This is a genomic window from Streptomyces sp. NPDC004667, from assembly GCF_040609475.1.
Lineage (GTDB): Bacteria > Actinomycetota > Actinomycetes > Streptomycetales > Streptomycetaceae > Streptomyces.
Genome location: NZ_JBEXKC010000064.1, coordinates 1 through 25,049 on the forward strand (window position 1 = coordinate 1; position 25,049 = coordinate 25,049).

General features: G+C 73.6%; 23 protein-coding genes. 13 read left to right on the forward strand and 10 right to left on the reverse strand.

What is annotated here, in order from left to right:
- Positions 1–6: 6 nt before the first annotated feature.
- Together ABZW32_RS28605 and ABZW32_RS28610 are read right to left on the reverse strand one after the other, a co-directional pair.
- Positions 7–798: a hypothetical protein gene (locus ABZW32_RS28605; RefSeq protein ID WP_356221205.1), complete on the reverse strand. Its 792-nt coding sequence runs from the start codon at positions 796–798 to the stop codon at positions 7–9.
- 5 nt (positions 799–803) lie between these two features.
- Positions 804–1,448: a papain-like cysteine protease family protein gene (locus ABZW32_RS28610; protein WP_356221113.1), complete on the reverse strand. Its 645-nt coding sequence runs from the start codon at positions 1,446–1,448 to the stop codon at positions 804–806.
- Positions 1,449–1,784: 336 nt separating this feature from the next.
- On the opposite strand from ABZW32_RS28610, the gene ABZW32_RS28615 reads away from it, so the two are divergent.
- From ABZW32_RS28615 to ABZW32_RS28625, 3 genes are all read left to right on the forward strand, one after another.
- Complete coding sequence (locus ABZW32_RS28615; RefSeq protein ID WP_356221207.1) at positions 1,785–2,702, forward strand: hypothetical protein; 918 nt, start codon at positions 1,785–1,787, stop codon at positions 2,700–2,702.
- Positions 2,703–2,779: 77 nt separating this feature from the next.
- Positions 2,780–3,205, forward strand: a complete 426-nt coding sequence (locus ABZW32_RS28620; RefSeq protein WP_356221115.1) for a hypothetical protein — start codon at positions 2,780–2,782, stop codon at positions 3,203–3,205.
- A 37-nt stretch (positions 3,206–3,242) separates the two neighbouring features.
- A complete protein-coding gene (locus ABZW32_RS28625) occupies positions 3,243–3,779 on the forward strand; it encodes a S1 RNA-binding domain-containing protein (RefSeq protein ID WP_356221118.1) in 537 nt (178 codons plus the stop codon).
- Positions 3,780–3,854: 75 nt separating this feature from the next.
- Here the strand turns inward: ABZW32_RS28625 and ABZW32_RS28630 are convergent, their stop codons facing one another.
- On the reverse strand, positions 3,855–4,286 hold the full coding sequence (locus ABZW32_RS28630) for a Rieske (2Fe-2S) protein (protein ID WP_356221120.1): 432 nt from the start codon (positions 4,284–4,286) through the stop codon (positions 3,855–3,857).
- A gap of 83 nt (positions 4,287–4,369) precedes the next feature.
- Here ABZW32_RS28630 and ABZW32_RS28635 point away from each other — a divergent pair, with 83 nt between their 5' ends.
- Positions 4,370–5,251, forward strand: a complete 882-nt coding sequence (locus ABZW32_RS28635; RefSeq protein ID WP_356221123.1) for a carbohydrate kinase — start codon at positions 4,370–4,372, stop codon at positions 5,249–5,251.
- On the opposite strand, the gene ABZW32_RS28640 is transcribed toward ABZW32_RS28635, so the two are convergent.
- Entirely contained in the window at positions 5,241–5,846 is a 606-nt protein-coding gene (locus ABZW32_RS28640) for a TetR/AcrR family transcriptional regulator (RefSeq protein WP_356221126.1), read from the reverse strand. The genes ABZW32_RS28635 and ABZW32_RS28640 overlap by 11 nt on opposite strands.
- 75 nt (positions 5,847–5,921) lie before the next feature.
- Here ABZW32_RS28640 and ABZW32_RS28645 point away from each other — a divergent pair, with 75 nt between their 5' ends.
- Positions 5,922–6,572, forward strand: coding sequence for an NAD(P)H-binding protein (locus ABZW32_RS28645; protein ID WP_356221128.1), 651 nt, complete (start codon positions 5,922–5,924; stop codon positions 6,570–6,572).
- Between the two features lie 191 nt (positions 6,573–6,763).
- Here the strand turns inward: ABZW32_RS28645 and uvrA are convergent, their stop codons facing one another.
- Positions 6,764–9,784: an excinuclease ABC subunit UvrA gene (gene uvrA, locus ABZW32_RS28650; protein WP_356221131.1), complete on the reverse strand. Its 3,021-nt coding sequence runs from the start codon at positions 9,782–9,784 to the stop codon at positions 6,764–6,766.
- Positions 9,785–9,972: 188 nt separating this feature from the next.
- Here uvrA and ABZW32_RS28655 point away from each other — a divergent pair, with 188 nt between their 5' ends.
- The 3 genes from ABZW32_RS28655 to ABZW32_RS28665 all read left to right on the forward strand — a co-directional run bounded on the left by ABZW32_RS28655 (position 9,973) and on the right by ABZW32_RS28665 (position 12,810).
- Positions 9,973–10,665 (forward strand): maleylpyruvate isomerase family mycothiol-dependent enzyme, encoded by a 693-nt coding sequence (locus tag ABZW32_RS28655; RefSeq protein ID WP_356221134.1) that lies wholly within the window; start codon positions 9,973–9,975, stop codon positions 10,663–10,665.
- A 26-nt stretch (positions 10,666–10,691) separates the two neighbouring features.
- Positions 10,692–11,348, forward strand: coding sequence for an MBL fold metallo-hydrolase (locus ABZW32_RS28660; RefSeq protein WP_356221136.1), 657 nt, complete (start codon positions 10,692–10,694; stop codon positions 11,346–11,348).
- A 115-nt stretch (positions 11,349–11,463) separates the two neighbouring features.
- On the forward strand, positions 11,464–12,810 hold the full coding sequence (locus ABZW32_RS28665; protein ID WP_356221139.1) for an MFS transporter: 1,347 nt from the start codon (positions 11,464–11,466) through the stop codon (positions 12,808–12,810).
- A gap of 21 nt (positions 12,811–12,831) precedes the next feature.
- Here ABZW32_RS28665 and ABZW32_RS28670 read toward each other — a convergent pair whose 3' ends face one another.
- The 4 genes from ABZW32_RS28670 to uvrB all read right to left on the reverse strand — a co-directional run bounded on the left by ABZW32_RS28670 (position 12,832) and on the right by uvrB (position 19,051).
- The gene (locus ABZW32_RS28670) at positions 12,832–13,818 is read right to left on the reverse strand and encodes a TerC family protein (RefSeq protein WP_356221141.1); all 987 of its coding nucleotides are present in this window, start codon (positions 13,816–13,818) and stop codon (positions 12,832–12,834) included.
- A 266-nt stretch (positions 13,819–14,084) separates the two neighbouring features.
- Positions 14,085–16,151, reverse strand: coding sequence for a TerD family protein (locus ABZW32_RS28675; protein ID WP_356221143.1), 2,067 nt, complete (start codon positions 16,149–16,151; stop codon positions 14,085–14,087).
- 58 nt (positions 16,152–16,209) lie between these two features.
- Positions 16,210–16,788: a TerD family protein gene (locus tag ABZW32_RS28680; protein WP_356221145.1), complete on the reverse strand. Its 579-nt coding sequence runs from the start codon at positions 16,786–16,788 to the stop codon at positions 16,210–16,212.
- A gap of 88 nt (positions 16,789–16,876) precedes the next feature.
- Positions 16,877–19,051, reverse strand: a complete 2,175-nt coding sequence (gene uvrB, locus ABZW32_RS28685) for an excinuclease ABC subunit UvrB (protein WP_356221148.1) — start codon at positions 19,049–19,051, stop codon at positions 16,877–16,879.
- 201 nt (positions 19,052–19,252) lie between these two features.
- Here uvrB and ABZW32_RS28690 point away from each other — a divergent pair, with 201 nt between their 5' ends.
- From ABZW32_RS28690 to ABZW32_RS28700, 3 genes are all read left to right on the forward strand, one after another.
- Positions 19,253–20,173 carry a glycerophosphodiester phosphodiesterase family protein gene (locus ABZW32_RS28690; RefSeq protein WP_356221150.1) on the forward strand — a complete coding sequence of 307 codons (921 nt, stop codon included), beginning with the start codon at positions 19,253–19,255 and terminating at the stop codon, positions 20,171–20,173.
- Positions 20,174–20,266: 93 nt separating this feature from the next.
- Entirely contained in the window at positions 20,267–20,830 is a 564-nt protein-coding gene (locus ABZW32_RS28695; RefSeq protein ID WP_356221153.1) for a methylated-DNA--[protein]-cysteine S-methyltransferase, read from the forward strand.
- A gap of 245 nt (positions 20,831–21,075) precedes the next feature.
- Positions 21,076–22,377 (forward strand): MFS transporter, encoded by a 1,302-nt coding sequence (locus tag ABZW32_RS28700; protein ID WP_356221210.1) that lies wholly within the window; start codon positions 21,076–21,078, stop codon positions 22,375–22,377.
- Here ABZW32_RS28700 and ABZW32_RS28705 read toward each other — a convergent pair.
- A complete protein-coding gene (locus tag ABZW32_RS28705; protein WP_356221155.1) occupies positions 22,367–22,741 on the reverse strand; it encodes a cupin domain-containing protein in 375 nt (124 codons plus the stop codon). The genes ABZW32_RS28700 and ABZW32_RS28705 overlap by 11 nt on opposite strands.
- A 258-nt stretch (positions 22,742–22,999) precedes the next feature.
- On the opposite strand from ABZW32_RS28705, the gene ABZW32_RS28710 reads away from it, so the two are divergent.
- The gene (locus ABZW32_RS28710) at positions 23,000–23,944 is read left to right on the forward strand and encodes a pseudouridine-5'-phosphate glycosidase (RefSeq protein WP_356221158.1); all 945 of its coding nucleotides are present in this window, start codon (positions 23,000–23,002) and stop codon (positions 23,942–23,944) included.
- Entirely contained in the window at positions 23,941–24,843 is a 903-nt protein-coding gene (locus ABZW32_RS28715) for a PfkB family carbohydrate kinase (RefSeq protein ID WP_356221161.1), read from the forward strand. Before ABZW32_RS28710 ends, ABZW32_RS28715 begins: the two co-directional genes overlap by 4 nt.
- Positions 24,844–25,049: the final 206 nt, after the last annotated feature.

Consider the following 25,049-nt stretch of genomic DNA (forward strand, 5'->3'; position numbering starts at 1 on the left):
CGGGGGTCAGGCCCGGGTGGTGCGGCGGCGCCTGCGCAGCAGGAGCGAGCCCGCCGCGGCCAGCGCGAGTGCCCCGGCGCCGCCGCCCGCCAGCACCGCCGTCGGAGGCGGTCCGGCCGGGTCCGGTGCGGGCTCGGCGAAACCGCCCGCCGCACCGGCCTTCGCGTAGGCCGAGCCGGGGAGCTTGTCCCCGTAGGCCTTCGTCACCCGGGCCCGGTAGGCGGCGAGCGTCGTGCCCCGGTCGCCCACGGCCCGTACGGCGTCCTCGTCCAGCGGGAGCACCCGCTCGCCCCCGGCCACGTACCAGGCGTCGGTCTGCGGTTCGCGGAAGACGGTGCCGCCGGGGAGTTTCCCGGCGCCGAGCCGGGCGTAGCGGAATTCGTCGTCGCCGGTGGCGATGTTCACCACCTGCCAGCCGTCCGCGGTCTTCGCGGTCCACAGGGCGGCCGGCTGTCCGTCGGAGGAGACGGCCCGGCTGGCGAGGAACTCCAGCCGGGCGACCGGCGCACCGGCCCGGCCCGCGACGAAGTCCGGGTTGAGGTAGCTGACCGGGATCGCCCCGCCCTCGATGCGGGGCTTCGCGGCGGCCACCGTCACCCTGCCCTCGCGGGCGAAGAACCGGGAGAGGGTGGCCAGGGTGCCGGGGGCGACGGCCGCCTCGTGGGCCGCCGCGAGGGTCTCGGCGGTGGCGGTCTGCGGCTGCGGTACGGGGGCCGCAGTTGCCGGCCCGGCCAGGGCGAGGAGGGCGGCGGTGGCGGCGGCCGCGAGGGCGGCCGCGGCGGCGGGGCGCACGGTCATGGCGGTCACGCCCCGATCCGGTAGAGGGAGTGGGTCCAGGAGAAGGTGCCGTTGTCCACGTACCAGGCGTGCGAGGCCCAGTTGTAGCGGTCACTGGAGGGCCAGGGGTCGCCCCAGTACACCCGGCTGTCGGCGGTGTCGTAGCCGTAGATGACGTGCATGTGGCCGCCGCCGTTCGACCACTGGATGCGGGTCTCGACCGGCCGGTCGTTGTTGATCTCGCTCTGGACGGTGGAGTACTGGAGCCAGCCGGTCACGTAGCTGCCGGAGTTGATGCCGGCCCAGCGCAGGGCCGTCTGGACGTTGCCGAGGGTGGCCTGGTCGTTGGGGCACTCGGTGCCCTGCCGGCGGTTGAAGGCGGCGTTGCAGAACTGGTTCTGGCTGTAGCCGCGACCGAACCAGGTGGCGACGGTGTTGCCGCTCGCGGCCCAGCACCAGTTGGTCTTCTGCTGGGCCTGCATGGTGATGTTCAGGCGCTTGTACGCGAGGGCCGCGCCGGGGGTGTCCGGGGCGGTGGCGGCTGGGGTCGCCGCTGCGGCGCCCGTACCCGTGGCGGCGGTGGCGCTGCCGGCGCCGAGGGGCAGCAGGACGAGGAGCAGGGCGGCGAGCAGGGCGGCCGGGGACAGCCGCCTGGTTCTGTCGGTGCGCATCGCGTTCCTCCCGAGGTGGGGACCCGAGGTGGGAAGTGGGGGGATGGAGGAGCGCGTCCGGACGCTGCTGAGGAGCATCGGGGAGTTGTCGCGATCAGGTCAACAGGCTTCAATACGCGGTGACATCGCAGTGTGAACGGTGGGGCTGTGGTGTGAACGGTTGCTGTCGTTCCACCAGCTCCCCCGGAACCACCGGCCCGGCCCCGCCCGGTCCCCACGCCGGCGCGTGTGAACGTTCACGAAGGAGTCGCCATGCGACCGACCGGCGACCGGACCTGGACGACGGGCGGCGCGACGGGCGGCGGCACGGCCGGAGGTACGGCGGACACGGCCGTCATGGCCGAACTCCGCCGCCTGCTCCGCGAGGGCCCCTTCCACCTCGCCCTGCGCACCGCCCTCGCCGTCCGCGGCCTGCCCCTGCACCGGGTGCAGCACCGGCTCGCGGCACGCGGCATCAAGGTCGGCGTCACCAGCCTCAGTTACTGGCAGCAGGGCGCCCGCCGCCCGCGCCACCCCGAGTCCCTGCGGGCCGTCGCCGCCCTGGAGCAGATCCTGGAACTGCCCGACGGCGCCCTCCTGCGCCTGCTCACCGGCACCGGCCGCGCCACCGGGCCCGGCGGCCGGCCGGCGGCCCGCTCGTACCGGGCGCTGGTGAGCGTCGGCGCGGCGGTGGAGCAGCTGCTGGACGCGATGGAGCTCCCGGCCGACGGCGGGCTGCACTCGGTCGGCCACCACGAGCGGGTCCGCATCGGCCCGGCCGGCGAGCTGTGCGACCGGGAGTCGCAGCAGATCGTCCGGGCCCACCGCGACGGCGTCGACCGCTACCTGGCCGTCCACCACGGGGACCCCGGCTGCGACTCGTCCCGGATGCGGGTGACGGCGTACGAGAACTGCCGCACGGGCCGGGTGCGCCACCACCCGGAGGCCGGGGTGGTGGTCGCCGAGCTGCTCTTCGACACCCGGCTGCGGTGCGGGGACACGTACGTCTTCGGCTACGGGATCGAGGACGGCACGGGCGCGCGCAGCACCGAGTACGTGCGGGGCTTCAGCTACGCGGGCGGCCAGTACATGCTCCAGGTCCGCTTCGACGAGGCGGCCCTGCCGGTGCGCTGCCGCCGCTTCGCCCGCACCGGCCCGCAGTCCCCGCGCACGGGCCTGGCGGACCTCACCCCGAGCGGCCGGCACCGGGCCGTGCACCTGGTGGAACAGACCGTCCGGCGCGGGATCCTGGGCATCGCCTGGGACTGGGACTAGACGGTCCGCGGAAAACGGGAGGCCCCCAGGGGCCGGTTCCGGGCACCATGACCCCATGAACGACACCCGAAAGGCACATGCCGCGTAGGAACCCGGCGCGGGTCAGGAGGAACGCGCCCCCGCACACCCGCCCGGCGGACCGGCGGCAGGCGGTACCCGGCCTGTCCGGCAGGACCGTCGCCGAGATCGCCCGCCTCGAACGCCGGCCCTCCTGGCCCGGTCCCGTCCACGAGGCCTGGCGCCGCTGGCACGCCCTCGCCCACCGCCCCGGTCCGTGGGTCATGTACGCCGTGGACGAGGTCTGCCCGTGCTGCGACCCCTTCGCGGGGGCGGAGGTACGGGCCGTACTGGAGGCCGCCTGCCGGGCGCTCCCGCCCCGCGCCGCCCGCGAGCTGCGCGCCGTACTCGCCCCGCTGGACGCCCGCTTCCTCACCCGCACCCTGCCCGACCCGTCCGCCCCGCCCGACACCCCGTGGTGGGCCGCCCGCCTCGACTCCGCCTAGGCCCGACGGGCGCGAGCGCGCATGCCATGCTGCGCGGATGAGCGAGTACTCCTGGCCCGGGGAGAACGGCAGGCCCGTGCCCGGCGCGGCCGCGGCCTGGCCCGCGACCGTCCGCGATCTGCCCCTCGGCACGCGTGTCACCGGTGAGGTCATCGGCCGGCAGCCGTTCGGCGTCTTCCTCGCCGTCGACGGCCACCCCGACGCCGTGGGTCTGGCCCGGATCGACCGGATGCCCGGGTGCATGGAGCTGCCGCCCGTCGGGCGGCGCGTCACCGGCGAGGTCGCGTGGCACGCCGACCACAACCACCAGGTGGGGATCGTGCTCGCGGAGTGGGCCGGGCACGAGGACCCGCTGCCCCGTTTCCGCGCCGGCCAGGTCGTCGTCGGGCGGATCACGAAGATCGCGTCCATCGGAGTCTTCGTGCGCCTCGGCCACTGCGTCGAGGGACTCCTTCCGCTCACCGGGCCGGCCGCCTCCGCCGAGGCCTTCCGCGAGGGCCGGGAGCTGCGCGTACGGATCGTGACGGCCGACCGGGAGCGGAACCACATCGTCCTGGCCGAACCCGCTCCGTAGGTTCCGGACGCGGAACCGGAGGGGTCCGCGCCCGGCCCTTCCCGGACCCGGCGCCGCCCGAGGCGCGGCCCCGGCTCAGCCGGCGATGAGCTTGCCGTTCTCCGCCTTGACCGGGACGGCCGGGAGCGGGTCGCTCGCCGGGCCGCGCAGCACCTTGCCGGTGGTCACGTCGAAACGGCTGCCGTGGCAGGGGCAGTTGCCCTCACCCTCGACGATCTTGTCCAGGACGCAGCCGGCGTGCGTGCACTGGGCGCTGAAGGCCTTGTACTGGCCCTCCGCCGGGCAGCTGACGACGACCTTGCGCTCACGGAACAGCTTCGAGCCGCCCACGGGGACGTCGGCCGCGGGGCCCAGCTCGACCGGTTCCTTGGGCACGGCCGGGCTGCCCGCGCCGCTGTCGGTCGCGGTGGAACAGGCGGAGAGCGTCGCCCCCGCGCCCACGGCCCCGGCGAGCGCTGCGGCGCCCTTGAGGACGGTACGGCGGGCGGCGGACTGCGACGCGGACATGCGGTTCTCCTGGCGCGAGGGTGCGGTGCCCGGGGCCGGGCCCACCCGACGATACCGGCGCCCGATGGGATACCTTCCCCCGCGTGATCGTCGTCGGTGGAGAAGCCCTGATCGACCTGGTGCCCGTCGCGGAGCCGCCGGGCGCGCTGCTGCCCCGGCCCGGTGGCGGGCCGTACAACACGGCGCTGGCCCTGGGCCGGCTCGGCGCCGAGGTGGCCTTCTGCTCCCGGGTGTCGTCGGACGGCTTCGGCGAGGGCCTCCTCGCCGGGCTGCGGGCCGCCGGGGTGGACCTCTCGCTCGTGCAGCGCGGCCCCGAGCCGACCACGCTGGCCGTGCCCTCGCTCGCCCCGGACGGCTCGGCCGCGTACCGCTTCTACACCGAGGGGACCGCCGACCGGCTCTTCGCCCTGCCGCCATCGCTGCCGCCGGGCGTACGGGCCCTCGCGCTCGGGACGTGCTCGCTGGTGCTGGAGCCGGGTGCGAGCGCCTACGAGGCCCTGCTGCGGCGGGAGTCGCGGCGCGGGCTGCCGACCCTGCTCGACCCCAACGTCCGCCCGGCGCTGATCGCCGACCCGGCGGCCTACCGGGAGCGGTTCCTGGGCTGGCTGCCGTACGTGTCGGTGCTCAAGCTGTCGGAGGAGGACGCCGCCTGGCTGGGCGGCCGGATCGGCGACTGGCTGGCGGCCGGGCCCTCGGCGGTGGTGCTGACCCGGGGCGCGGCGGGGCTGACCGTGTGGACGGCGGAGGGCGAGGAGTACGGCGCCGCGGCCCGTCCCGTCACCGTCGCCGACACCATCGGGGCCGGGGACACGGTCAACGCGGCCCTGCTGCACCGGCTCGCGGGCGCCGCCGGCCCGGTGGACTGGCCGGCCGTCCTGGACTTCGCGGCGCGGGCCGCCGCGCTGACCTGCACCCGGGCGGGCGCCGAGCCCCCGTACGCGGCGGAGCTGGGGCTCAGCCGATAGCGGCCCACAGGGTGCGGGCGACCGCGGGGGCGAACTCCTCGACCGGCTGGACCGCTTCGACGCCGGAGAAGTGCAGGAAGAAGGCCCGCTGGAAGCAGGCGCCGAGCAGCAGGCAGGCTGCGGCGCGCGGGTCGGCGCCGTCCCGGAGCCGGCCCGCGTCCCGCTCCCGGGCCAGCCGCCCCTCCAGGGCTTCCAGCACCACGTGGGGGCCCGCGCCGATCTCCCGGACGCCCTCGCGGTGGCGGCCGAGCAGGACGGGTTCGGCGAAGAGCGAGGCCGCCAGGGGCATGGCGTCGGCGTAGAAGAGCGAGGCGCGGCGGGCGATCTCGGTGAGCGCCTCCTCCACGGTCTCCTCCCCCGGCCCGGCGGTGAGCGCGGCCATGAGCGGGCCGGCGTTGGGGGTGCGCTCCATCAGGACGCGGACGAACAGCTCTTCCTTGTTGGCGTAGTGCTTGTAGAGCGCGGCCTCCGAGCAGCCCGCCTCGCGGGCGATCGCCTTGGTGGTGGTGTTGGCGAGGCCGATGGTGCGCATGAGGGTTTCACCCGCGTCCAGGAGACGCTCGGGGGTGGGCCGGCTTGACTTCGGGGTGAGCATTCACTCACTCTAATGGAGACAGGGGTGAGTAAATACTCACCCACCACGGTGCGGCCAGGAGGCCAGGGAGTCACGATGGAACTCACGGTGTTCGGAGCCACGGGCGGCGTGGGCCGCGAGGTCGTCCGTCAGGCCCTGGCGGCGGGCCACGGGGTGACGGCGGTCGTCCGCGACCCGGCCCGGCTGGACGTCCCGCCGCACGAACGGCTCCGGGTGGCGGTGGTGACCGACCTGACGGACGAGGACGCGCTGGTCCCGGTCCTGGCCGGGCGGGACGCGGTGGTCTCCGCGCTCGGCGCCGCGGGCAACAGGCAGGCACGGCTCAGCCCGGTCACCGGGCCGGCCCTGCGGGCGATCGTCTCCGCGATGGACCGGGCGGGCGTGACACGGCTGTCGGCGGTCAGCGCCGCCCCGCTGGGGCCCGACTCCCCGGGGGACGGCCTGCTCCTGCGCGCGGTGCTCTACCCGGTGCTGCGGCGGGCCCTGCGCGACCTGTACGCGGACCTCGCGGTCATGGAGGACACCCTGCGCGCGAGCGGCGTCCGGTGGACCGTGGTCCGGCCGCCGCGCCTGCTGGACCGGCCGCACACGGGCCGCTACCGCCGTGCCCTCGACGCCAATGTGCCCGGCGGCAAGGTCATCGCCCGCGCGGACGTGGCGGACGCCCTGCTGGTCACCCTGACCGACCCGTCGACGGAGTGTCACGCCGTGGGCGTCGCGGCCTGACCCGGCGGTCCGGCCCGGGCGTCCACCGAGGGGCGGCCGGGCCGCGTCCTGACGCGTCCGGCAGCGCCCCGACGACGGCCGGCGGATCCTGCCCGCCGGGGCCCACCCGCTCGGGGGTCGGGTCGGCCCCGGTCGCCGCGCGGAAGCGGGGGCACCGCCCGTCGGCCTTCCCGCCGTTCCCGGTGCGGCGGCTACGCCTTGCGGGCGCGCGCCGCCTTCTTCGCCGGGGCCGCCTTCTCCGCGGTGGCCGCCTTCTTGGCTGTGGCCGCCTTCGTCCCGGCGGCGGCCGTCTTCTTCGCGGCGACGGCCTTCTTCGCCGGCGCCGCCTTCTTCGCCGTCCGCACCGGCGGCTCGGCCGCGTCCGAGACCCGGTCCGCTCCCAGGATGTCCCGCAGGAACTTGCCCGTGTGGCTCGCGCCCACGGACGCCACCTGCTCCGGGGTGCCCTCGGCGACGACGAGACCGCCGCCGTAGCCACCCTCCGGGCCCATGTCGACGACCCAGTCCGCGGTCTTGATGACGTCCAGGTTGTGCTCGATGACGATCACCGAGTTGCCCTTGTCCACCAGCCCCGACAGCACCTTGATGAGCTTGCTGATGTCCTCGAAGTGCAGACCGGTCGTCGGCTCGTCCAGGACGTACACCGTCCGGCCCGTCGACCGCTTCTGCAGCTCCGACGCCAGCTTCACGCGCTGCGCCTCGCCGCCCGACAGGGTCGGCGCGGACTGGCCGAGCCGGACGTAGCCCAGACCGACCTCGTTCAGCGTGCGCAGGTGCCGCGCGATCGTCGGCACGGCCTCGAAGAAGTCCAGTGCCTCCTCGATCGGCATGTTCAGGACTTCCGCGATGGACTTGCCCTTGTAGTGGACCTCCAGCGTCTCCCGGTTGTAGCGGTCGCCGTGGCAGACCTCGCAGGGGACGTAGACGTCCGGCAGGAAATTCATCTCGATCTTGATCGTGCCGTCGCCGGAGCAGTTCTCGCACCGGCCGCCCTTGACGTTGAAGGAGAAGCGGCCCGGCAGGTAGCCGCGCACCTTCGCCTCCATCGTCTCCGCGAAGAGCCTGCGCACGTGGTCGAAGACGCCCGTGTACGTCGCCGGGTTGGACCGCGGGGTGCGGCCGATCGGCGACTGGTCCACGTGCACGACCTTGTCGACGAGGTCGTCGCCGTCCACCCGCGTGTGCCGGCCGGGGACCGACCGGGCGCCGTTGAGCTCGCGGGCCAGGTGCGTGTACAGGATGTCGTTGACCAGCGTCGACTTGCCGGAGCCCGATACGCCCGTCACCGCGGTGAGCACGCCCAGCGGGAAGGACACGTCGATGTCCCGCAGGTTGTTCTCCTTGGCGCCATGCACGGTGAGCCTGCGCTCGCCGTTCACGGGACGGCGGACGTCCGGCACCGGGATGGACCGCTTGCCCGACAGGTACTGCCCGGTCATCGACTCGGAGTTCTTCAGCAGCTCCTTGAGTGAACCGCTGTGGACCACCTTGCCGCCGTGCTCACCGGCGCCGGGGCCGATGTCGACGACCCAGTCGGCCACCTTGATGGTGTCCTCGTCGTGCTCGACGACGATCAGGGTGTTGCCCATGTCCCGCAGCCGCACCAGCGTCTCGATCAGCCGGTGGTTGTCCCGCTGGTGGAGGCCGATGGACGGCTCGTCGAGTACGTAGAGCACGCCGACGAGGCCGGATCCGATCTGCGTCGCGAGGCGGATGCGCTGGGCCTCGCCACCCGAGAGGGTGCCGGCGGCGCGGTTCAGCGAGAGGTAGTCCAGGCCGACGTCGACGAGGAAGCGGAGCCGCTCGTTGACCTCCTTCAGGACCCGCTCGGCGATCTTCCGGTCGCGGGCGTCGAGGGTCAGCCGCCCCAGGAAGTCCGCGCATTCGCTGATCGACATGGCGGCGACCTCGGCGATGGACCGCTCCATCACCGTCACGGCGAGGACGATCGGCTTGAGCCTGGTCCCGTCGCAGGTCGGGCAGGGCACCTCGCGCATGTAGCCCTCGAAGCGCTCCCGGCTGGCGTCGCTCTCGGACTCCGCGTGCCGGCGTTTGACGAAGGGAACGGCACCCTCGAAGGCGGTGGTGTACGCGCGCTCGCGCCCGTAGCGGTTGCGGTAGCGGACCTCGATCTGCGTCTTGTGCCCGTACAGCAGGGCCTTCCTGGCGCGCAGCGGCAGCCCGGCCCACGCGATGTCCGTACGGAAGCCCAGCTCCTGCGCGAGCGCGCCGACGAGCCGCTGGAAGTAGTCCTTGGTGTGCCCGAGCGACCAGGGCGAGACGGCACCCTCGTCCAGGGACTTGTCCTCGTCCGGGACGATCAGCTCCGGGTCCACCTCCATGCGCGTGCCGATGCCGGTGCACTCGGGGCAGGCGCCGAAGGGGGAGTTGAAGGAGAAGGAGCGGGGCTCCAGCTCCTCGAAGGAGAGGTCGTCGTAGGGGCAGTAGAGGTGCTCGGAGTACATCCGCTCACGCTCGGGGTCGTCCTCGGCGAGGTCGACGAAGTCCAGGATGACCATGCCGCCGGAGAGGCCCAGCGCGGTCTCGACGGAGTCGGTGAGCCGGCGCTTGGCGCTGTCCTTGACGGTGAGGCGGTCGATGACCACCTCGATGGTGTGCTTCTCCTGCTTCTTCAGCGTGGGGGGCTCGGAGAGCTGGACGGTCTGGCCGTCCACCCGGGCCCGGCTGTAGCCCTTGGTCTGGAGGTCCGCGAAGAGGTCGACGAACTCGCCCTTGCGCTCGCGCACCAGCGGCGACAGCACCTGGAACCGGCTGCCCTCGGGCAGGGCGAGGACCTTGTCGACGATCGCCTGCGGCGACTGCCGGGAGATCGGACGGCGGCACTCGGGGCAGTGCGGCTTGCCGATGCGCGCGAAGAGCAGGCGGAGGTAGTCGTAGACCTCGGTGATGGTGCCGACGGTGGAGCGGGGGTTGCGCGAGGTCGACTTCTGGTCGATCGAGACGGCCGGGGAGAGGCCCTCGATGAAGTCGACGTCGGGCTTGTCCATCTGCCCCAGGAACTGGCGGGCGTAGGAGGAGAGCGACTCGACGTAGCGGCGCTGGCCCTCGGCGAAGATCGTGTCGAAGGCCAGGGAGGACTTGCCCGAGCCGGAGAGTCCGGTGAAGACGATGAGGGAATCGCGGGGCAGGTCGAGCGAGACGTTCTTCAGGTTGTGCTCGCGAGCGCCACGAACGATGAGACGGTCGGTCACGCCGGTCCGCACCTTTCTTGAGAGAAGCGGGGGCACGGGCCCCGGCTATCCAGGGTATGGGGGGCGCCTCTGCGACGGAGTGGGTCTGGACTTCCGAGCGTATAGCACGCACATTCGATTTACGGCACTCCCAAGACCTCTTCACCCGATCGTGTGGCGCGGGCCCCCGGGCCACTAGGCTCGGTTCCATGACTGATCATGTGCACGACCTGCGATCTGTACGTGAAGCCACGGACCGGCTGCTGACCGCGGTCGCGAAACTGGACAACGCCGCCCTGGCCGAGGAGTCACACCTCCCCGGCTGGAGCCGTGGCCACATCCTGGCCCACCTCGCACGCAACGCGGACGCCCTCGTGAACGTCTTCGAGGGCCGCCCCATGTACGAGAGCGGCACCGCCCGCGACGCGGACATCGAGCGCGACGCCGCCCGGCCCCTGGAAGAACACCTCACGGACCTCCGTGATTCCGGCGCCCGCTTCCTGGCCACGACCGAGCCCGCCCAGGACTGGTCGCGCACGGTCGAGCTGCGCAACGGAGTCACCGACCTCGCCTCCAACGTGCCGTTCCGCCGCCTCGTGGAGGTCGAGCTCCACCACGTCGACCTGAACATCGGCTACGAGCTCGGCGACCTCTCCGAGGAGTTCACCGACCGGGAGATCGCCTTCCTCGCGGACCGCTGGTCCGGCCGCCCGGAGGTCCCTCCGGTGACCCTGGAGGGCGGACCCGGCCAGGTCTGGCACACCGGCGGCACGGAGGGCACCCCGGTGACCCTCTCCGGCTCCACGGACGAGCTGCTCGGCTGGCTCGCGGGCCGCGGCCGGCGGGGCGCCCACCTCGCCGTCGAGGCCGGCGACGGCCTGCCCGAGCTCCCCCCGCTCTAGGACCGCACCCCCTTAGGATCAACGACATGACGTACACCGGAGCGGTGAAGGTCGGCGGCCCTGCCGACGTCCACGAACTCGCGGACCTGATGATCTCCAAGGTCGCCGTGGGCCCCATGAACAACAACGCGTACCTGCTGCGCTGCCGGGCCACCGGCGCGCAGCTGCTGATCGACGCGGCCGCCGAGGCGGACACGCTGATCGGCCTGATCGGTGACGACGGCATCGAGTCCGTCGTCACCACCCACCGGCACGGCGACCACTGGGGCGCCCTCGCCGAGGTCGTGGAGAGCACCGGGGCCCGCACCTACGCGGGCGCCCTCGACGCGGAGGGCATCCCCGTCGCCACGGACGTCCCGGTCGGGGACGGGGACAAGATCACGGTCGGCCGGGTGGAACTGACCGCGCGCCACCTGGTCGGCCACACCCCCGGCTCGATCGCGCTGGTCTACGACGACCCGCACGGCCACCCCCACGTGTTCACCGGCGACTGCCTCTTCCCGGGCGGCGTCGGCAACACCCACGGCGACGCGGAGGCCTTCACCAGCCTGCTCGACGACGTCGAGACGAAGCTCTTCGGCGAGCTGCCGGACGAGACCTGGGTCTACCCCGGCCACGGCAACGACACCATGCTCGGCGCCGAGCGCCCGCACCTGGCCGAGTGGCGCGAACGCGGCTGGTGATCCGGACCCGCACCGGAAGCACCACCGGGGTCAACACCGGACGGACGTGCACTCCTTCCGGTCGATGATCACCGAACGCCCGTCCCGAGGGGCGGGGCGGGGTAGTTGCTGCACCATGCAACAACACCCCGTCCCCTCCCCCGGCTCCTCCCCCTCGATGGTGCGGATCGCCTCGGCCTCGCTCGCCGGCACCGCCATCGAGTTCTACGACTTCTTCGCCTACGGCACGGCCGCCGCCCTGGTCCTCGGCCCGCTGTTCTTCCCCGCCTTCTCCCCGCTGGCCGCCACGCTCGCCGCCTTCGGCACCTTCGGCATCGGCTTCCTCGCCCGCCCCCTCGGCTCCGTCGTCTTCGGCCACGTCGGCGACCGCTACGGGCGCCGGCCGGTGCTGCTGGGCTCGCTGCTGCTCACCGGCGTCGCCACGGTGGCCGTCGGCTGCGTGCCGACGTACGCCTCGATCGGCATCGCCGCACCCGTCCTGCTGCTCCTGCTGCGCTTCCTGCAGGGCCTCGGACTCGGCGGCGAGTGGGGCGGGGCGGTGCTGCTGACCGCCGAACACGCCCCGGAGCGGCGGCGCGGGCTGTGGTCGAGCTTCCCCCAGATGGGCCCGCCGGTCGGCTTCCTGCTGGCCAACGGCCTGATGCTGGCCCTGTCGGCGACCCTGACCGACGCGCAGTTCGGCGCCTGGGGCTGGCGGGTGCCGTTCTGGGGCGCGGGGCTGCTGGCACTGGCGGGGCTGTGGCTGCGGCGGTCCGTAGAGGAGACCCCGGAGTTCCGCGCGCTCACCGAGACCGGCCGGCGGGCCGAGGCCCCGCTGACCGAGGTCGTGCGCGACCACTGGCGGCTGCTGCTGCTGACCGGCGGCGCGATGGCGTTCGGGTACGCGGTCTTCTACGCGGTCACCACCTGGTCCCTCTCGTACGCGACCGGGCACCTGCGCGTGGACCGCACCGTGATGCTGGCCTGCGTGATGGCCGCCGTCCTGGTCCAGGGCCTGGCCACCCCGCTGCTGGCGGTGCTCGGCGACCGCTGGGGGCGGCGACCGCTGTGCCTGGCCGGCAGTGCGGTCTGCGCGGTGTGGATGTTCCCGTTCGCGGCCCTCCTGCGCTCCGGGGACCCGCTGCTGATCACGTTGGGCTCCGTGGTGACCCTGTTCGGGATGATCATGGCCTTCTCGGTGGTGGGCGCGTACCTGCCCGAGCTGTACGCCCCGCGGATCCGCTGCACCGGCGCGGCCGTCGGCTACAACCTGGGCGGGGTACTGGGCGGGGCGCTCACGCCCGTCGTGGCGACGGCCCTGGCGCAGGGCTCCGGGCCGCCCTGGGGCGTGGCGGTGTACCTGACGCTGGTCTGCCTGGCGAGCCTGGCCTGCTTCGCACTGCTCCCGGAGACGAACCCGGCGGTGCTCCGGGCCCCGGCGGACACGGGAACGGGGGCGGCCGAAGCGGCCGCCCCCGCGTAGTCCCTCCGGGACCTCAGGGCATCAGGCGTCTATGCTCTTCGTCTCCTCGGCGGCGGCTTCGGCCGCCGCCTGCTTCTTCGAGGCGATCAGGCTGGTGATGGTGGTGATCACCAGGACACCGCAGATGACGCCGAGGGAGACCGGGATGGAGATCTGCGGGACGTGCACCCCGGACTCGTGCAGGGCGTGCAGCACCAGCTTGACGCCGATGAAGCCGAGGATGACGGACAGGCCGTAGCTGAGGTGGACCAGCTTCTTGAGCAGGCCGCCGATCAGGAAGTACAGCTGGCGCAGACCCATCAGGGCGAAGGCGTTGGCGGTGAAGACGATGTACGGGTCCTGGGTGAGGCCGAAGATCGCGGGGATCGAGTCCAGGGCGAAGAGGACGTCGGTGGTGCCGATGGCGAGCATGACGACCATCAGCGGGGTCAGGATCCGCTTGCCGTTCTCACGGATGAAGAGCTTGGTGCCGTGGTAGCGGTCGGCGACGCCGAACTTGTGCTCGATCGACTTGAGGAGGCGGTTCTCCTCGAACTCCTCTTCCTCCTCGTCCTTGCGGGCCTCCTGGATCAGCTTCCAGGCGGTGTAGATGAGGAACGCGCCGAAGATGTAGAAGACCCACGAGAAGCTGGTGATGATCGCGGCGCCGGCGGCGATGAACACCGCGCGCAGGACCAGGGCGATCAGTACGCCGACGAGCAGGACGCGCTGCTGGAGGTGCGAGGGCACCGAGAACTTCGCCATGATCAGGACGAAGACGAAGAGGTTGTCGACGCTCAGGGACTTCTCGGTGATGAAGCCGGCGAAGAACTCCTGGGAGGCCTGGCCGTTGCCGAAGAGGAGCAGCCCCAGGCCGAAGAGGACGGCCAGGACGATCCAGACGACCGTCCAGATGCCCGCCTCCTTGACGGAAACGTCGTGCGGTTTGCGGCCGATGAAGAAATCGGCGCCGATCAGGATGCCCAGACCGACGATGGTCAGCACCCATAGGGTCAACGAAACGTCCACGGTATTCACGCCTCCGGCGGATGGCTCAGCACAGGGTCAGCGTCATCGCTGCCGGAGGTCTCTTCCACCCGAAACGGCCCGGTGTGGCCGCGGGGCCGGCGCCCCGGGACCGACTGCGTTGGGACACGACCGCAGTGGTCCGTATTGACGGGTACGCCGCGCAGGAAATAGCAGGAATACTCCCCTCCGCAGATGCCAGGATACCCGCGGAGGGGGTCAAAGGTAAAGGGAAGACCAAGAGGCGGTCAGCCGCCGGTCATGGCCGCTCACCGCCGGGCGGACCGCCGGTCCCGCGCGATCCGCTCCAGCGTCTGCTCCAGGACCAGGCTGTCCCGCGGGGGCAGGTCCGGCTCGAAGGTCCAGGCGTGCTGCACCCAGGGGTCGGCGAGGTGCTGGTCCGGCACCGGCGAGAGCCGCATCAGCGAGCGCCACAGCGGATCCAGCAGCGGCCCGTAGGCGGAGGCCTCGTCGCGGTCCGCGACCATCAGCAGGTGCACGCCGACCGCCGGGCCCTCGTCGGCCAGGTAGCGCAGCCGGGTGACGGCGCGGTCGTCGAAGCCGTGCGGGAAGTCGTGCACGATCAGCAGCTGCTCGGCCCGGTCCACGTCCGGCGGCAGGTCCTCCGGAGCTCCCGCGCGCAGCGCCATCTGTACGAGGTCCACCCGGCGGGTCAGTCGCTCCAGGGTCCGTGTGACCCCCTCGGCCCCCGCGGCCGGCGGCGCGGCCAGCACCCCGGCGCGCACCAGCGGCGCCAGGGAGGCGGCGCCCGCCCCGGCCGCGTCGACGACATGGACGGAGAGGGCCTCGGCGGGGTGGACCGCGAGCAGCCGCACGGCGTGCGCGACGGCCATGTCCATGGCGGCGCGGCGCAGCCGGTCGGTGTCCATGGCCATGGCCGCCTCGGAGCCGGTGCGGCCGTTGTCGATCCACAGGCCGCGTTCCAGCGGGACCCGCATCAGCATGGGGATCCGCAGCTCCGGCCGCTCGGGCAGGCTCAGGTCGCCCAGGCGCAGCGCCAGCGGGGCCTCGGCGGGCGTGCTCCGGCCGTGCCAGACGGGAGCGGACCAGCGGGCGTAGGCGGGCGGCAGCGCGGGCTCCACCACCTCGGACTCCGCGGTGAGCTGGGCCAGGTCGCGGTCGAGGACGGCGCGGGCCCGGGCCACCAGGTCGTCGCGGCGGGCCCGGGCGGTGTCGCGGGCGGCGTTCCCGGAGCCGTCGAGCCGGCCCCGGGGGTCGGACAGGGCCTCGTCGAGCTCCCGGTCGAGGCGGGAGTCGGCGAAGTCGACGGCGCCGCGGTAGGCGGCCACGGTGCGGGCCAGGTCCTCGAACATGCCCCAGACCTGGTTGTAGAGGCGCTCGTCCATCGACCAGCCACTGGCGTCCCCCGCGACGGGACGCGGCGGCTGCCCCGGGCCGGCGGCGGGTTCGGGGCGGGGGCCCGGCTCGGGGGCCTCGGCGCTGGTGCGGCGACGGCGCGGGTGGGCGTAGTCGATGGTCGGCGGGCCCCCGGCGGCGGCCCCGACCCCGGCGCTCGCCCCGACGCCCGCTCCGGCGGGGCCGCCGACGGTGTCCGCGCCGGACGGCCCGGAGGCCGGGCCCGGACCGGGCGCGACCGGACCGGGCGTGCCCGCGTAGGGGGTGGGGGAGACCGGGAGCGGGTCCGGTGGCTCGGGGGCCGGTGCGGCGGGGCCCCCGGGGGCGCCCGGCGCCGCGTCCTGCGGGGTGCGCAGCCCGTGCGGGACGGTCGGCGCGGCCCCGGTCGGCAGGGTGGCCAGGGTGATGTCCCCGGAGGCCGTCAGGCCCAGGGCGGCGGCGGTCAGCCCGTCGGCGGCGGGGCCGGTCAGACCCGCGTCGGCGAGGAGGGCACCGAGGCCGCCCGCGTAGCCCTGGCCCACGGCCCGGACCTTCCAGGCGCCCTGGCGCCGGTACAGCTCCAGGGCCACGACGGCGCTCTCGGAGTCGAGGCCGGTGACGGTGTACGCCGCGAGCTCGGCGCCCTCCGGCTCGGCCACGGTCACGTGCGGGGCGGCGACCGCGCCGAAGCGCGCCGGCCCGCCGGGCGGCAGCACCAGCAGGACGCGGACCCGGTGGACGGCCGCCCCGACCGCGTCGAGGTCGACGGTGAACCGGTGGCGGTCGCCGACCCGGTCCGGCACCTCCAGGCCCGGCAGGGCCCGGGCCCCGGGATGCGCCAGGGCCCCGGGGCCGGACGGCCGGCCCGCCTCGTCGCCGGTGACGGCCAGGGCCAGCACGGCCGTGCCGGCCGAGACCCGGATCTCCACCCGATTGCGGGACAGGGGGTGGTTCTGCCCCCGGACCAGTTCGGCCGTCATCGTGCAGCCCTCCCCCGTGCCTTCTTCTCTTGTTCCGTGGCGCTCTTGCCCGGTACCGCTACAGGTGCGGCAGGATCGCCGGCATCAGGTCCTGGAAGGTCCGGCCGTTGGCCGGGTTGCCGAGGGCCGTCATCTTCCAGCCGGAGCCCTCGCGGGACACCTTCGCCATGATCTGCGCCGTGTACTGACCACCGCCGTCGAGGGTGTAGCGGGCCAGCTCCTGGCCGTTGGTCTCGTCGACGATGCGGCAGAAGGCGTTCTGCACTTCCTGGAAGGTCTGGCCGGTGAAGGAGTTCACCGTGAAGACGATCTGGTCGATGTGCACGGGCACGCGCTGGAGGTCGACGAGGATGGCCTCGTCGTCCCCGCCCTGGCCCGCACCGCCGACGAGGTTGTCGCCGGTGTGGCGCACCGAGCCGTCGTCGCTCTGCAGGTGCCGGAAGAACACCACGTCCACGGGCTGCTTGTCGGCGAAGAGCACCGCCGAGGCGTCCAGGTCGATCTCCCGGGTCCGCGAGCCGAACAGACCCCGACGCTTGGCCGCCTGCCAGCCGAGGCCCATCCGGACCGCGGTCAGCGTGCCGCCGTCCGACTTCTGCAGACTGATGGCCTGACCCTTGGTCATGTTGACCGTCACGCGCTGTCCCCTCTCCATAGCCCGCCCGACCGACGGGCGCGCAGCGTGTAACTGCGGCTGTGTCCCAACCCTACTGACCGCCCCGGGGTCAGGCGAGACCCGCTTCCTTCATCTGTCGGAGCTCCTTCTTGAGCTCGCCCACCTCGTCCCGGATCCGGGCCGCGACCTCGAACTGGAGCTCGGCCGCGGCGCCGCGCATCCGCTCGGTCATCTGCTCGATCAGCGCGGCCAGTTCGGCGGCGGGCCGGTCCGTGAGCACCTCGGCCGCCTGCGTGCCCTTCGCCCCCTTGGCGCCCTTGGCCCCCTTGCCCGCCTTGCCCCCGGCGACGGCCGCGGCCGCCCTGCCGCCGAGCGCCGGCACCGGCGCCTTGGCACCCTTGCCGTCCTTGGCCTGCCGGTAGCCGCTGCCGAGCAGTTCCTCGGTGTCCAGCTCCTCGCGGGCGATGGTGGCGACGATGTCGTTGATCTTCTTGCGCAGCGGCTGCGGGTCGATGCCGTTCGCCGTGTTGTAGGCGATCTGCTTCTCGCGGCGCCGGTTCGTCTCGTCGATGGCCTTCTCCATCGCCGGAGTCATCTTGTCCGCGTACATGTGGACCTGGCCGGAGACGTTGCGCGCGGCGCGGCCGATGGTCTGGATGAGGGAGGTCCCCGAACGCAGGAAGCCCTCCTTGTCGGCGTCGAGGATCGCCACCAGCGACACCTCGGGCAGGTCGAGGCCCTCGCGCAGCAGGTTGATGCCGACCAGGACGTCGTACTCGCCGGCCCGCAGCTCGCGCAGCAGCTCGATGCGGCGCAGGGTGTCGACGTCGCTGTGCAGGTAGCGGACCTGGATGCCGAGCTCCAGGAAGTAGTCGGTGAGGTCCTCGGCCATCTTCTTGGTGAGGGTGGTGACCAGGACGCGTTCGTCCTTCTCCACCCGCTGCCGGATCTCGTGGACCAGGTCGTCGATCTGCCCGTCGGTGGGCTTGACCACGACCTCGGGGTCGACCAGGCCGGTGGGGCGGATGATCTGCTCGACGAACCCGTCGCCGCGGGAGAGCTCGTACTTGCCCGGGGTGGCGGACAGGTAGACCGTCTGACCGATCCGCTCCTGGAACTCCTCCCACTTCAGCGGCCGGTTGTCGAGCGCGGACGGCAGCCGGAAGCCGTGGTCGACCAGGGTCCGCTTGCGCGAGGCGTCGCCCTCGTACATGGCGCCGATCTGCGGCACGGTGACGTGCGACTCGTCGATGACGAGGAGGAAGTCCTCGGGGAAGTAGTCGATGAGGGTGTTCGGCGCGGAGCCGCGCTCGCGGTCGTCCATGTGCAGCGAGTAGTTCTCGATGCCGGAGCAGGACCCGATCTGGCGCATCATCTCCAGGTCGTAGGTGGTGCGCATGCGCAGCCGCTGGGCCTCCAGCATCTTGCCCTGCTTCTCCAGCTCCGCGAGGCGCTCGGCGAGCTCCGCCTCGATGCCCGTGATCGCCTTCTCCATGCGCTCGGGTCCGGCGACGTAGTGGCTGGCGGGGAAGACGTAGAGCTCGCGGTCCTCGCTGATGACCTCGCCGGTCAGCGGGTGCAGGGTGGACAGGGCCTCGATCTCGTCGCCGAACATCTCGATGCGGACGGCGAGTTCCTCGTAGACCGGGAAGATCTCGATGGTGTCGCCGCGCACCCGGAAGGTGCCGCGGGTGAAGGCCACGTCGTTGCGCGTGTACTGGATGTCGACGAAGCGGCGCAGCAGCTGGTCGCGGTCCATCTCCTCGCCGACCTTGAGGGGGACCATCCGGTCGACGTACTCCTGCGGGGTGCCGAGGCCGTAGATGCAGGACACGGAGGCGACGACGATCACGTCGCGCCGGGTCAGCAGCGAGTTGGTAGCGGAGTGGCGCAGCCGCTCCACCTCCTCGTTGATCGAGGAGTCCTTCTCGATGTAGGTGTCCGACTGCGGTACGTACGCCTCGGGCTGGTAGTAGTCGTAGTACGAGACGAAGTACTCGACGGCGTTGTTCGGCAGGAGCTCGCGGAACTCGTTCGCCAGCTGGGCGGCCAGGGTCTTGTTCGGCGCCATCACCAGGGTGGGGCGCTGGAGCTTCTCGATCATCCAGGCCGTGGTGGCCGACTTGCCCGTGCCGGTCGCACCCAGCAGGACGACATCCTTCTCACCTGCACGGATGCGCTTCTCCAGCTCGGCGATGGCCGTCGGCTGGTCACCGCTGGGCTGGTAGGGGCTGACGACCTCGAAAGGCGCCACCGTGCGTTCGATCTTCGATACGGGCCGCATGGGTCAACCGTACGGCCCCCCACTGACACTCAGCGCGGTCTGGTCCGTTTGTCGTAGTCCGTTGGCGGGGCCGTGATCGTCAACCCCATGATCGCCGTGGAACGGCCCTCCGCCGGCGCACGGCGGGCGCCGCCCCGCAACGTCCTGGGCGCCGTGCCCGTTTGAGCCGAGAGCAGGCCTCACGACCCGAGGAGATCGCACATGCACGTCGTCCGACCCGCCGCCGCGGCGGCCGCCGCCTTCCTGGGCCTCGCCCTCGGCCTGCTGGGCGGGACGGCTTCGTCCGCCGCCTCCGGCGCCCCCGGCACGTCCGTCGCCCCCGCCACCGCGCAGAAGCGGTTCCTGGGCCCCGTCGTGTACGCCCACCGGGGGGCTTCGGCGTACGCCCCGGAGAACACCGTCGCCTCGATCGACCGGGCCGCCTGGATGGGCTTCGCCTGGGTCGAGAACGACGTCCAGCGGACCCGGGACGGCGAGCTCGTGGTGATCCACGACGACACGCTGGCCCGTACGACCGATGTCGAGCAGGTGTTCCCCGACCGCAAGCCGTGGGCGGTCAAGGACTTCACCGCGGCCGAGATCGCCCGGCTCGACGCGGGCAGCTGGTTCGGCCCGCAGTTCGCGGGCGCCCGGGTCCCGACCCTGCGGGAGTACATGGACCGGGTCCAGGACAACGGGCAGCGGCTGCTCCTGGAGATCAAGAAGCCGGAGCTGTACCCGGGGATCGAGGAGCAGACGCTGGAGCTGCTCGACGGGCTGGGCTGGCTCGACGCGCAGCACGTCGCCGACCGCCTGGTGGTGCAGAGCTTCAGCGCCGACTCCGTACGGACCGTGCACCGGCTGCGGCCCGATCTGATCACGGCCTTCCTGGGCACTCCGAGCGTGGCCGACCTGCCGGAGTACGCCCGGTTCACCGACCGGATCAACCCGCTGCACACCACGATCTCCGCGGACTGGGTGAAGGCCGTGCACGGGCTGCGGGGCGCCCACGGCAAGGCCATGGAGGTGGACACCTGGATCGTCAACGACGCGGCCACGGCCCGCAAGGTACGGGAGATGGGGGTGGACGGGGTCATCACGAACGCGCCCGACGTCGTACGGGAGGCCGTCGGCGGATTCTGACCGGCGGCGCGTTCCGATCGGCGGCGGGACTGTCGGCGGCGCATTCCGGCCGGTGGCGGCGGGACTGTCGGCGGGGCGCCGTACCGTGGGGGCGTGGACACCAGCGAGCGGCCCCGCGGACCGCACCTCGAATGGACCGTCGTCCCCAGCGACATCGGCCCCCTCCTCCTGGCCGCGACCCCCGAGGGTCTGGTCCGGGTCGAGTTCCACGCCGCGCCGGAGCGGATCGACCGGATGATCGGCCCGCTCGTGTCCCGGCTCGGCGCCGACGCCCGGCGGCCGGCGCCGGGCGAGGAGGAGCTGCTGGCCGAGCCGGTGCGCCAGCTCGCCGCCTACTTCGCCGGCACCCTGCGGCGCTTCGAGCTGCCGCTGGACTGGCGGCTCAGCTCCGGCTTCAACCGCCAGGTGCTGCGGGAGCTCGACCGCTCCGTGCCCTACGGATCGGTGGTCGGGTACGGGGAGCTGGCCGCCCGGGTCGGGCAGCCGGGGGCGGCCCAGGCCGTGGGCAACGCCATGGGGTCCAACCCGCTGCCCGTGGTCGTGCCCTGCCACCGGGTCGTGGAGAACGACGGGGGCATCGGGGGCTTCGGCGGCGGCGTGGAGACCAAGCGGATCCTGCTCGCCCTGGAGGGGGTCCTGCCCCAGCCCCTGTTCTGACCCTGCGCGCGCCCGTTCCGGCCCTCCCGCCCGCGCCCGTTCTGAGCTGCGCGTTCCGCGGCCCCCGCGCCCGCATATCCGGTTCCCCCGTACGGGGGCGGGTGGGACACTGCGGCGGTGACCCCTCCTGCCGCCGCAACCGGCCCCTCCGCGTCCGTGCCCGCCCCGGTGCCGCCCGCCGCGCACCCGATACGGGGGTGTCGGGCGTGACCTCCTCCCCCGGGACGACCCCCGGCGCCTCCCCCCTGTCCCGCGCCGCCGGGCCGGGGCACGGCGGGCCGGTCGACGCCGCCGACCTGCCCCGGCTGCAGCGCCGGATCTCCGGCGTGCTGATCGCCGCCCAGATGCTGGGCGGTCTCGGCGTGCCCATCAGCATCGCCCTGGCCCCCGTACTGGCCACCGAGATCAGCGGCACCGAGGCCATGTCCGGCTTCGCCTCCACCGCCGCCGTGATCGGCACCGCCCTGGTCTCGCTCCCGCTCGCCGCCCTGATGACGGCGCGCGGACGCCGCCCCGGGCTCGTGGTCGCCTACGCGATCGGCACCCTCGGCGCGGCCCTCGTCGTCCTGGCCGCCTCCGTCAAGAGCTTCCCGCTGCTCATGCTCGGCATGGCCGCCTTCGGCGCCGCGTCCTCCGCCAACCTCCAGGCCCGCTTCGCCGCCGCCGACCTCGCACCGCCCGACCGGCGGGCCCGCGCCATCTCCGTGGTCGTCTGGGCCTCCACCGTCGGCGCGGTGCTCGGCCCCAACCTCTCCGCCCCCGCCAGCGACAGCTTCGCCGGGACCTCCATACCCCAGACGGCGGGCCCCTTCGTCTGGGCCGGCGCCGTCTTCGTCCTCACCGGCACGCTGATCGCCGTGTTCCTGCGGCCGGACCCGCTGCTGACGGCCCGGGCGCTGGCCGGCCCCGAGGAGCAGTCCCGGCAGAGCCGCTCGCTGCGCGCCGGGTTCAGCGCCGTCCGCGCCTCGCCGCGCGCCCGCCTCGCGCTGCTCACCGTCGCCGTGTCCCACACCACCATGGTCTCGATCATGGTGATGACCCCGGTCGACCTCGGTCACCACGGCGCCGGCCTCAAGCTGGTCGGCCTGGTGATCAGCGGGCACATCGCCGGCATGTTCGCCTTCTCGCCCGTCATGGGCTGGCTCGCCGACCGGCTCGGCCGGCTCTCCGTGATCGGACTGGCCGCCGGACTGCTCTCGCTCGCCGCGCTGCTCGCCGGCACCGCGGGGGGCGACCACGCCCAGAGCGCGGCCGGCCTCTTCCTGCTCGGCCTGGGCTGGTCCGCCGGGATGGTCTCCGGATCGGCGCTGCTGACCGACTCGGTGCCGCAGCCCGCGCGGGCCGCCGTACAGGGGTTGAGCGACCTGACCATGAACGCTTCCGCCGGGATCGGCGGAGCGGCGGCCGGGCTGGTCATGTCCCAGGCGGGCTACGGCTGGCTCAACGCGATCGGCGCCGCGCTGCTGCTGCCGATGGCGGCGCTGGCCCTGTTCACCGCCCGGCGCCACCCCGTGCGTCCGGCGCCCGCGAAGGGCGTCAGTAGCTGATGTGGTAGGCCTTGCGGAGCGTCTCGTGCACGGTCCAGGTGGTCTTGTCGCCCTCCCTGAGCACGCACGCGGAGCCCGGACCGACCTCCAGGGTCGCTCCGCCCTCCACCTCGATCGTGGCCCGGCCGCCGACCACGACGAACAGCTCGTTGGCCTCCGTGTCGGTGACCACGCCCGGGGTGATCTGCCAGATCCCCCGGATCTGCGAGCCGTCCTCGGCCTCCCACAGCACCTTGCCCGTCACCACGGGGGTGCCGGAGACGATCTGTGCCGGGTCGAGGTCCTCCGTCTCCAGTTCGGAGTCGGGGACGTCCGCGACGGACACGGCGAAGGAGGCGGGGGCGGTGTGATCACTGGTGCTCATGGCGCGTCAGCCTAATCCGACCCTCCCGGGCCGGGGGGTGACCAGAGCGTCCAGCGTGGACGCGGCGGACGCGTCACTCCGTCGAGCGGATGCGGCACCCGCCCCTTTTCGGCCAGAGCGGTACGGGCGCGCCCGCGGCCGCGCGGGTACGCCGGGGCATTGCGGCGCGGCGACCTCGCGGCCGCCCGCGGGGTCGGGCCGCGGGACGGGTTCGCGCCGGAGCTCGGACGGCGCGTTTGGGGGCGCGAATCCCGTGCCATGGATGGGGACATGCCACTGCACAGAGCATCCGAGGTCCCGGTCCTGTCGGAAGAGGTGCGCGAGGCGCTGGCCGCGCGCAGGCCCGTCGTCGCCCTGGAATCGACGATCATCGCGCACGGGCTGCCGCGCCCCCGAAATCTGGAGGTGGGCCTGGAACTGGAGGCCCTGGTCCGGGCGGAGGGTGCAGTTCCGGCGACGGTCGCGGTCGTGGACGGGGTGGCCCGCGCGGGCCTGGACAAGGCCCGTCTGGAGCGGATCGCCGCGGGTGAGGGCGTGCGCAAGCTCGGCCACCGGGACCTGGCCCCGGCCCTCGCGACGGGGGCGACCGGCGCGACGACGGTGTCCGCGACGGCCCTGCTGGCCGCGCGGGCGGGGCTGCGGGTGTTCGCCACCGGCGGGCTGGGCGGCGTACACCGCGAGTGGACGCGCTCCCAGGACGAGTCGGCCGATCTCGCGCTGCTCGCGCGGACCCGGATCACGGTGGTGTGCGCGGGGGTGAAGTCGATCCTGGACGTGCCGGCCACCCTCCAGCGGCTGGAGACCCTGGGCGTGGGGATCCTCGGCTACCGCACGCGCCGCTTCCCCGGGTTCTACCTGGCCGACTCCGGCGAGCCGGTCGACTGGACGGTGGAGCGCCCCGAGGAGGTGGCGGCGGTGATGGCCGCCCAGGACGCCGTCGGCGGCCCGGATTCGGCGCTGCTGGTGGCCAACCCGGTGGCGGAGGCGGAGCAGTTGAATCCGCGGCTGCACGACCGGGTCCTGGCGGAGGCGCTCGCCGAGTGCCGCGAGCGCGGGATCGCGGGGCAGGCGGTGACCCCGTTCCTGCTGGACTTCCTGGTACGGGCGACGGGCGGGGCCTCGCTGGAGGCCAACCTGGCCGCGGTACGGGGCAACGTGCGGCTCGGGGCGAGGATCGCCGGGGCCTGGGCGGCCCGCGCATGACGGCGGCACCGGGGGCGCTGGTGGTCGTCGGCGACGTGGTCACGGACGTGGTGGCGATACATCCGGAGCCTCTGGCTCCAGCCACCGACACCGCCGCCCGGATCCGTACCCTGCCGGGCGGCGCGGGCGCCAACGCGGCCTGCTGGGCGGCCCGCACGGGGACGGCCGAGGTGCGCCTCCTCGCCCGGGTGGGCGCCGAATCGGCGCGCTGGCACGAGCGGGCCCTGGTCGACGCGGGGGTGCGGCCGCGGCTGGTGGTGGACCCGGCGGAACCGACCGGAACGGTGGTGGCCCTGGTCGGCAAGGACGCGGAGCGGACCTTCCTGACCGACAGCGGGGCCTCGCTGCGGCTGTCCCCCGCCGACTGGGCGCCCGCGCTGCTGGACGGCGCCGCGCACCTGCACCTGTCGGGCTACCTCTTCTTCGCGGACAGCAGCCGGGAACTGGCCCTGGTCGCGCTGCGGGCGGCCCGGACCCGGGGCGTGCCGGTGAGCGTGGACCCCGCTTCGGCGGGGTTCCTGGCCGCGCTCGGTCCCGAGCGGTTCATGGCCGCCGTGGCGGGGATCGGCGCGCTCCTGCCGAACGAGGACGAGGCCCGGCTGCTGGCGGGGCTGCCGGAGCCGGCCGGGGTGGCGCGGGCGGCGCAGGAGCTGAGCCGGCGGGTACCGCTGGTGGTGGTGACCCGGGGCTCGGGCGGGGCGCTCGTCGCCGAGGCGGGCCGGATCACCGCGGAGGTCGCGGCGGAGCCCGCCGAGGCGGTGGACACCACCGGCGCCGGCGACGCCTTCACCGGCGGCTTCCTCGCGGCCCGCCTGGAGGGCGCCGCCCCGGCGGAAGCGGCCCGCGCGGGCTGCCGCGCGGCCGCCGAAGCCGTCACCCGCATCGGCGGCCGCCCCTGACCCCACCCGGGCCGCACCCGGGGTCGGGGACGGGGTGGGGTGTCGTCCGGGACGTAAAACGTGATTTGTTGGCGCGCGGTACAGATGCACCACCGCAGCCCCGGACAGGGCGCCATAAATCATGCAGTCCCGGACGACACCCCACCCCGGCCCCGGCCCCCACCCGGCCCCGCCGGATCCGCCCCGTCCCGCCGGCGCAAGGGGTC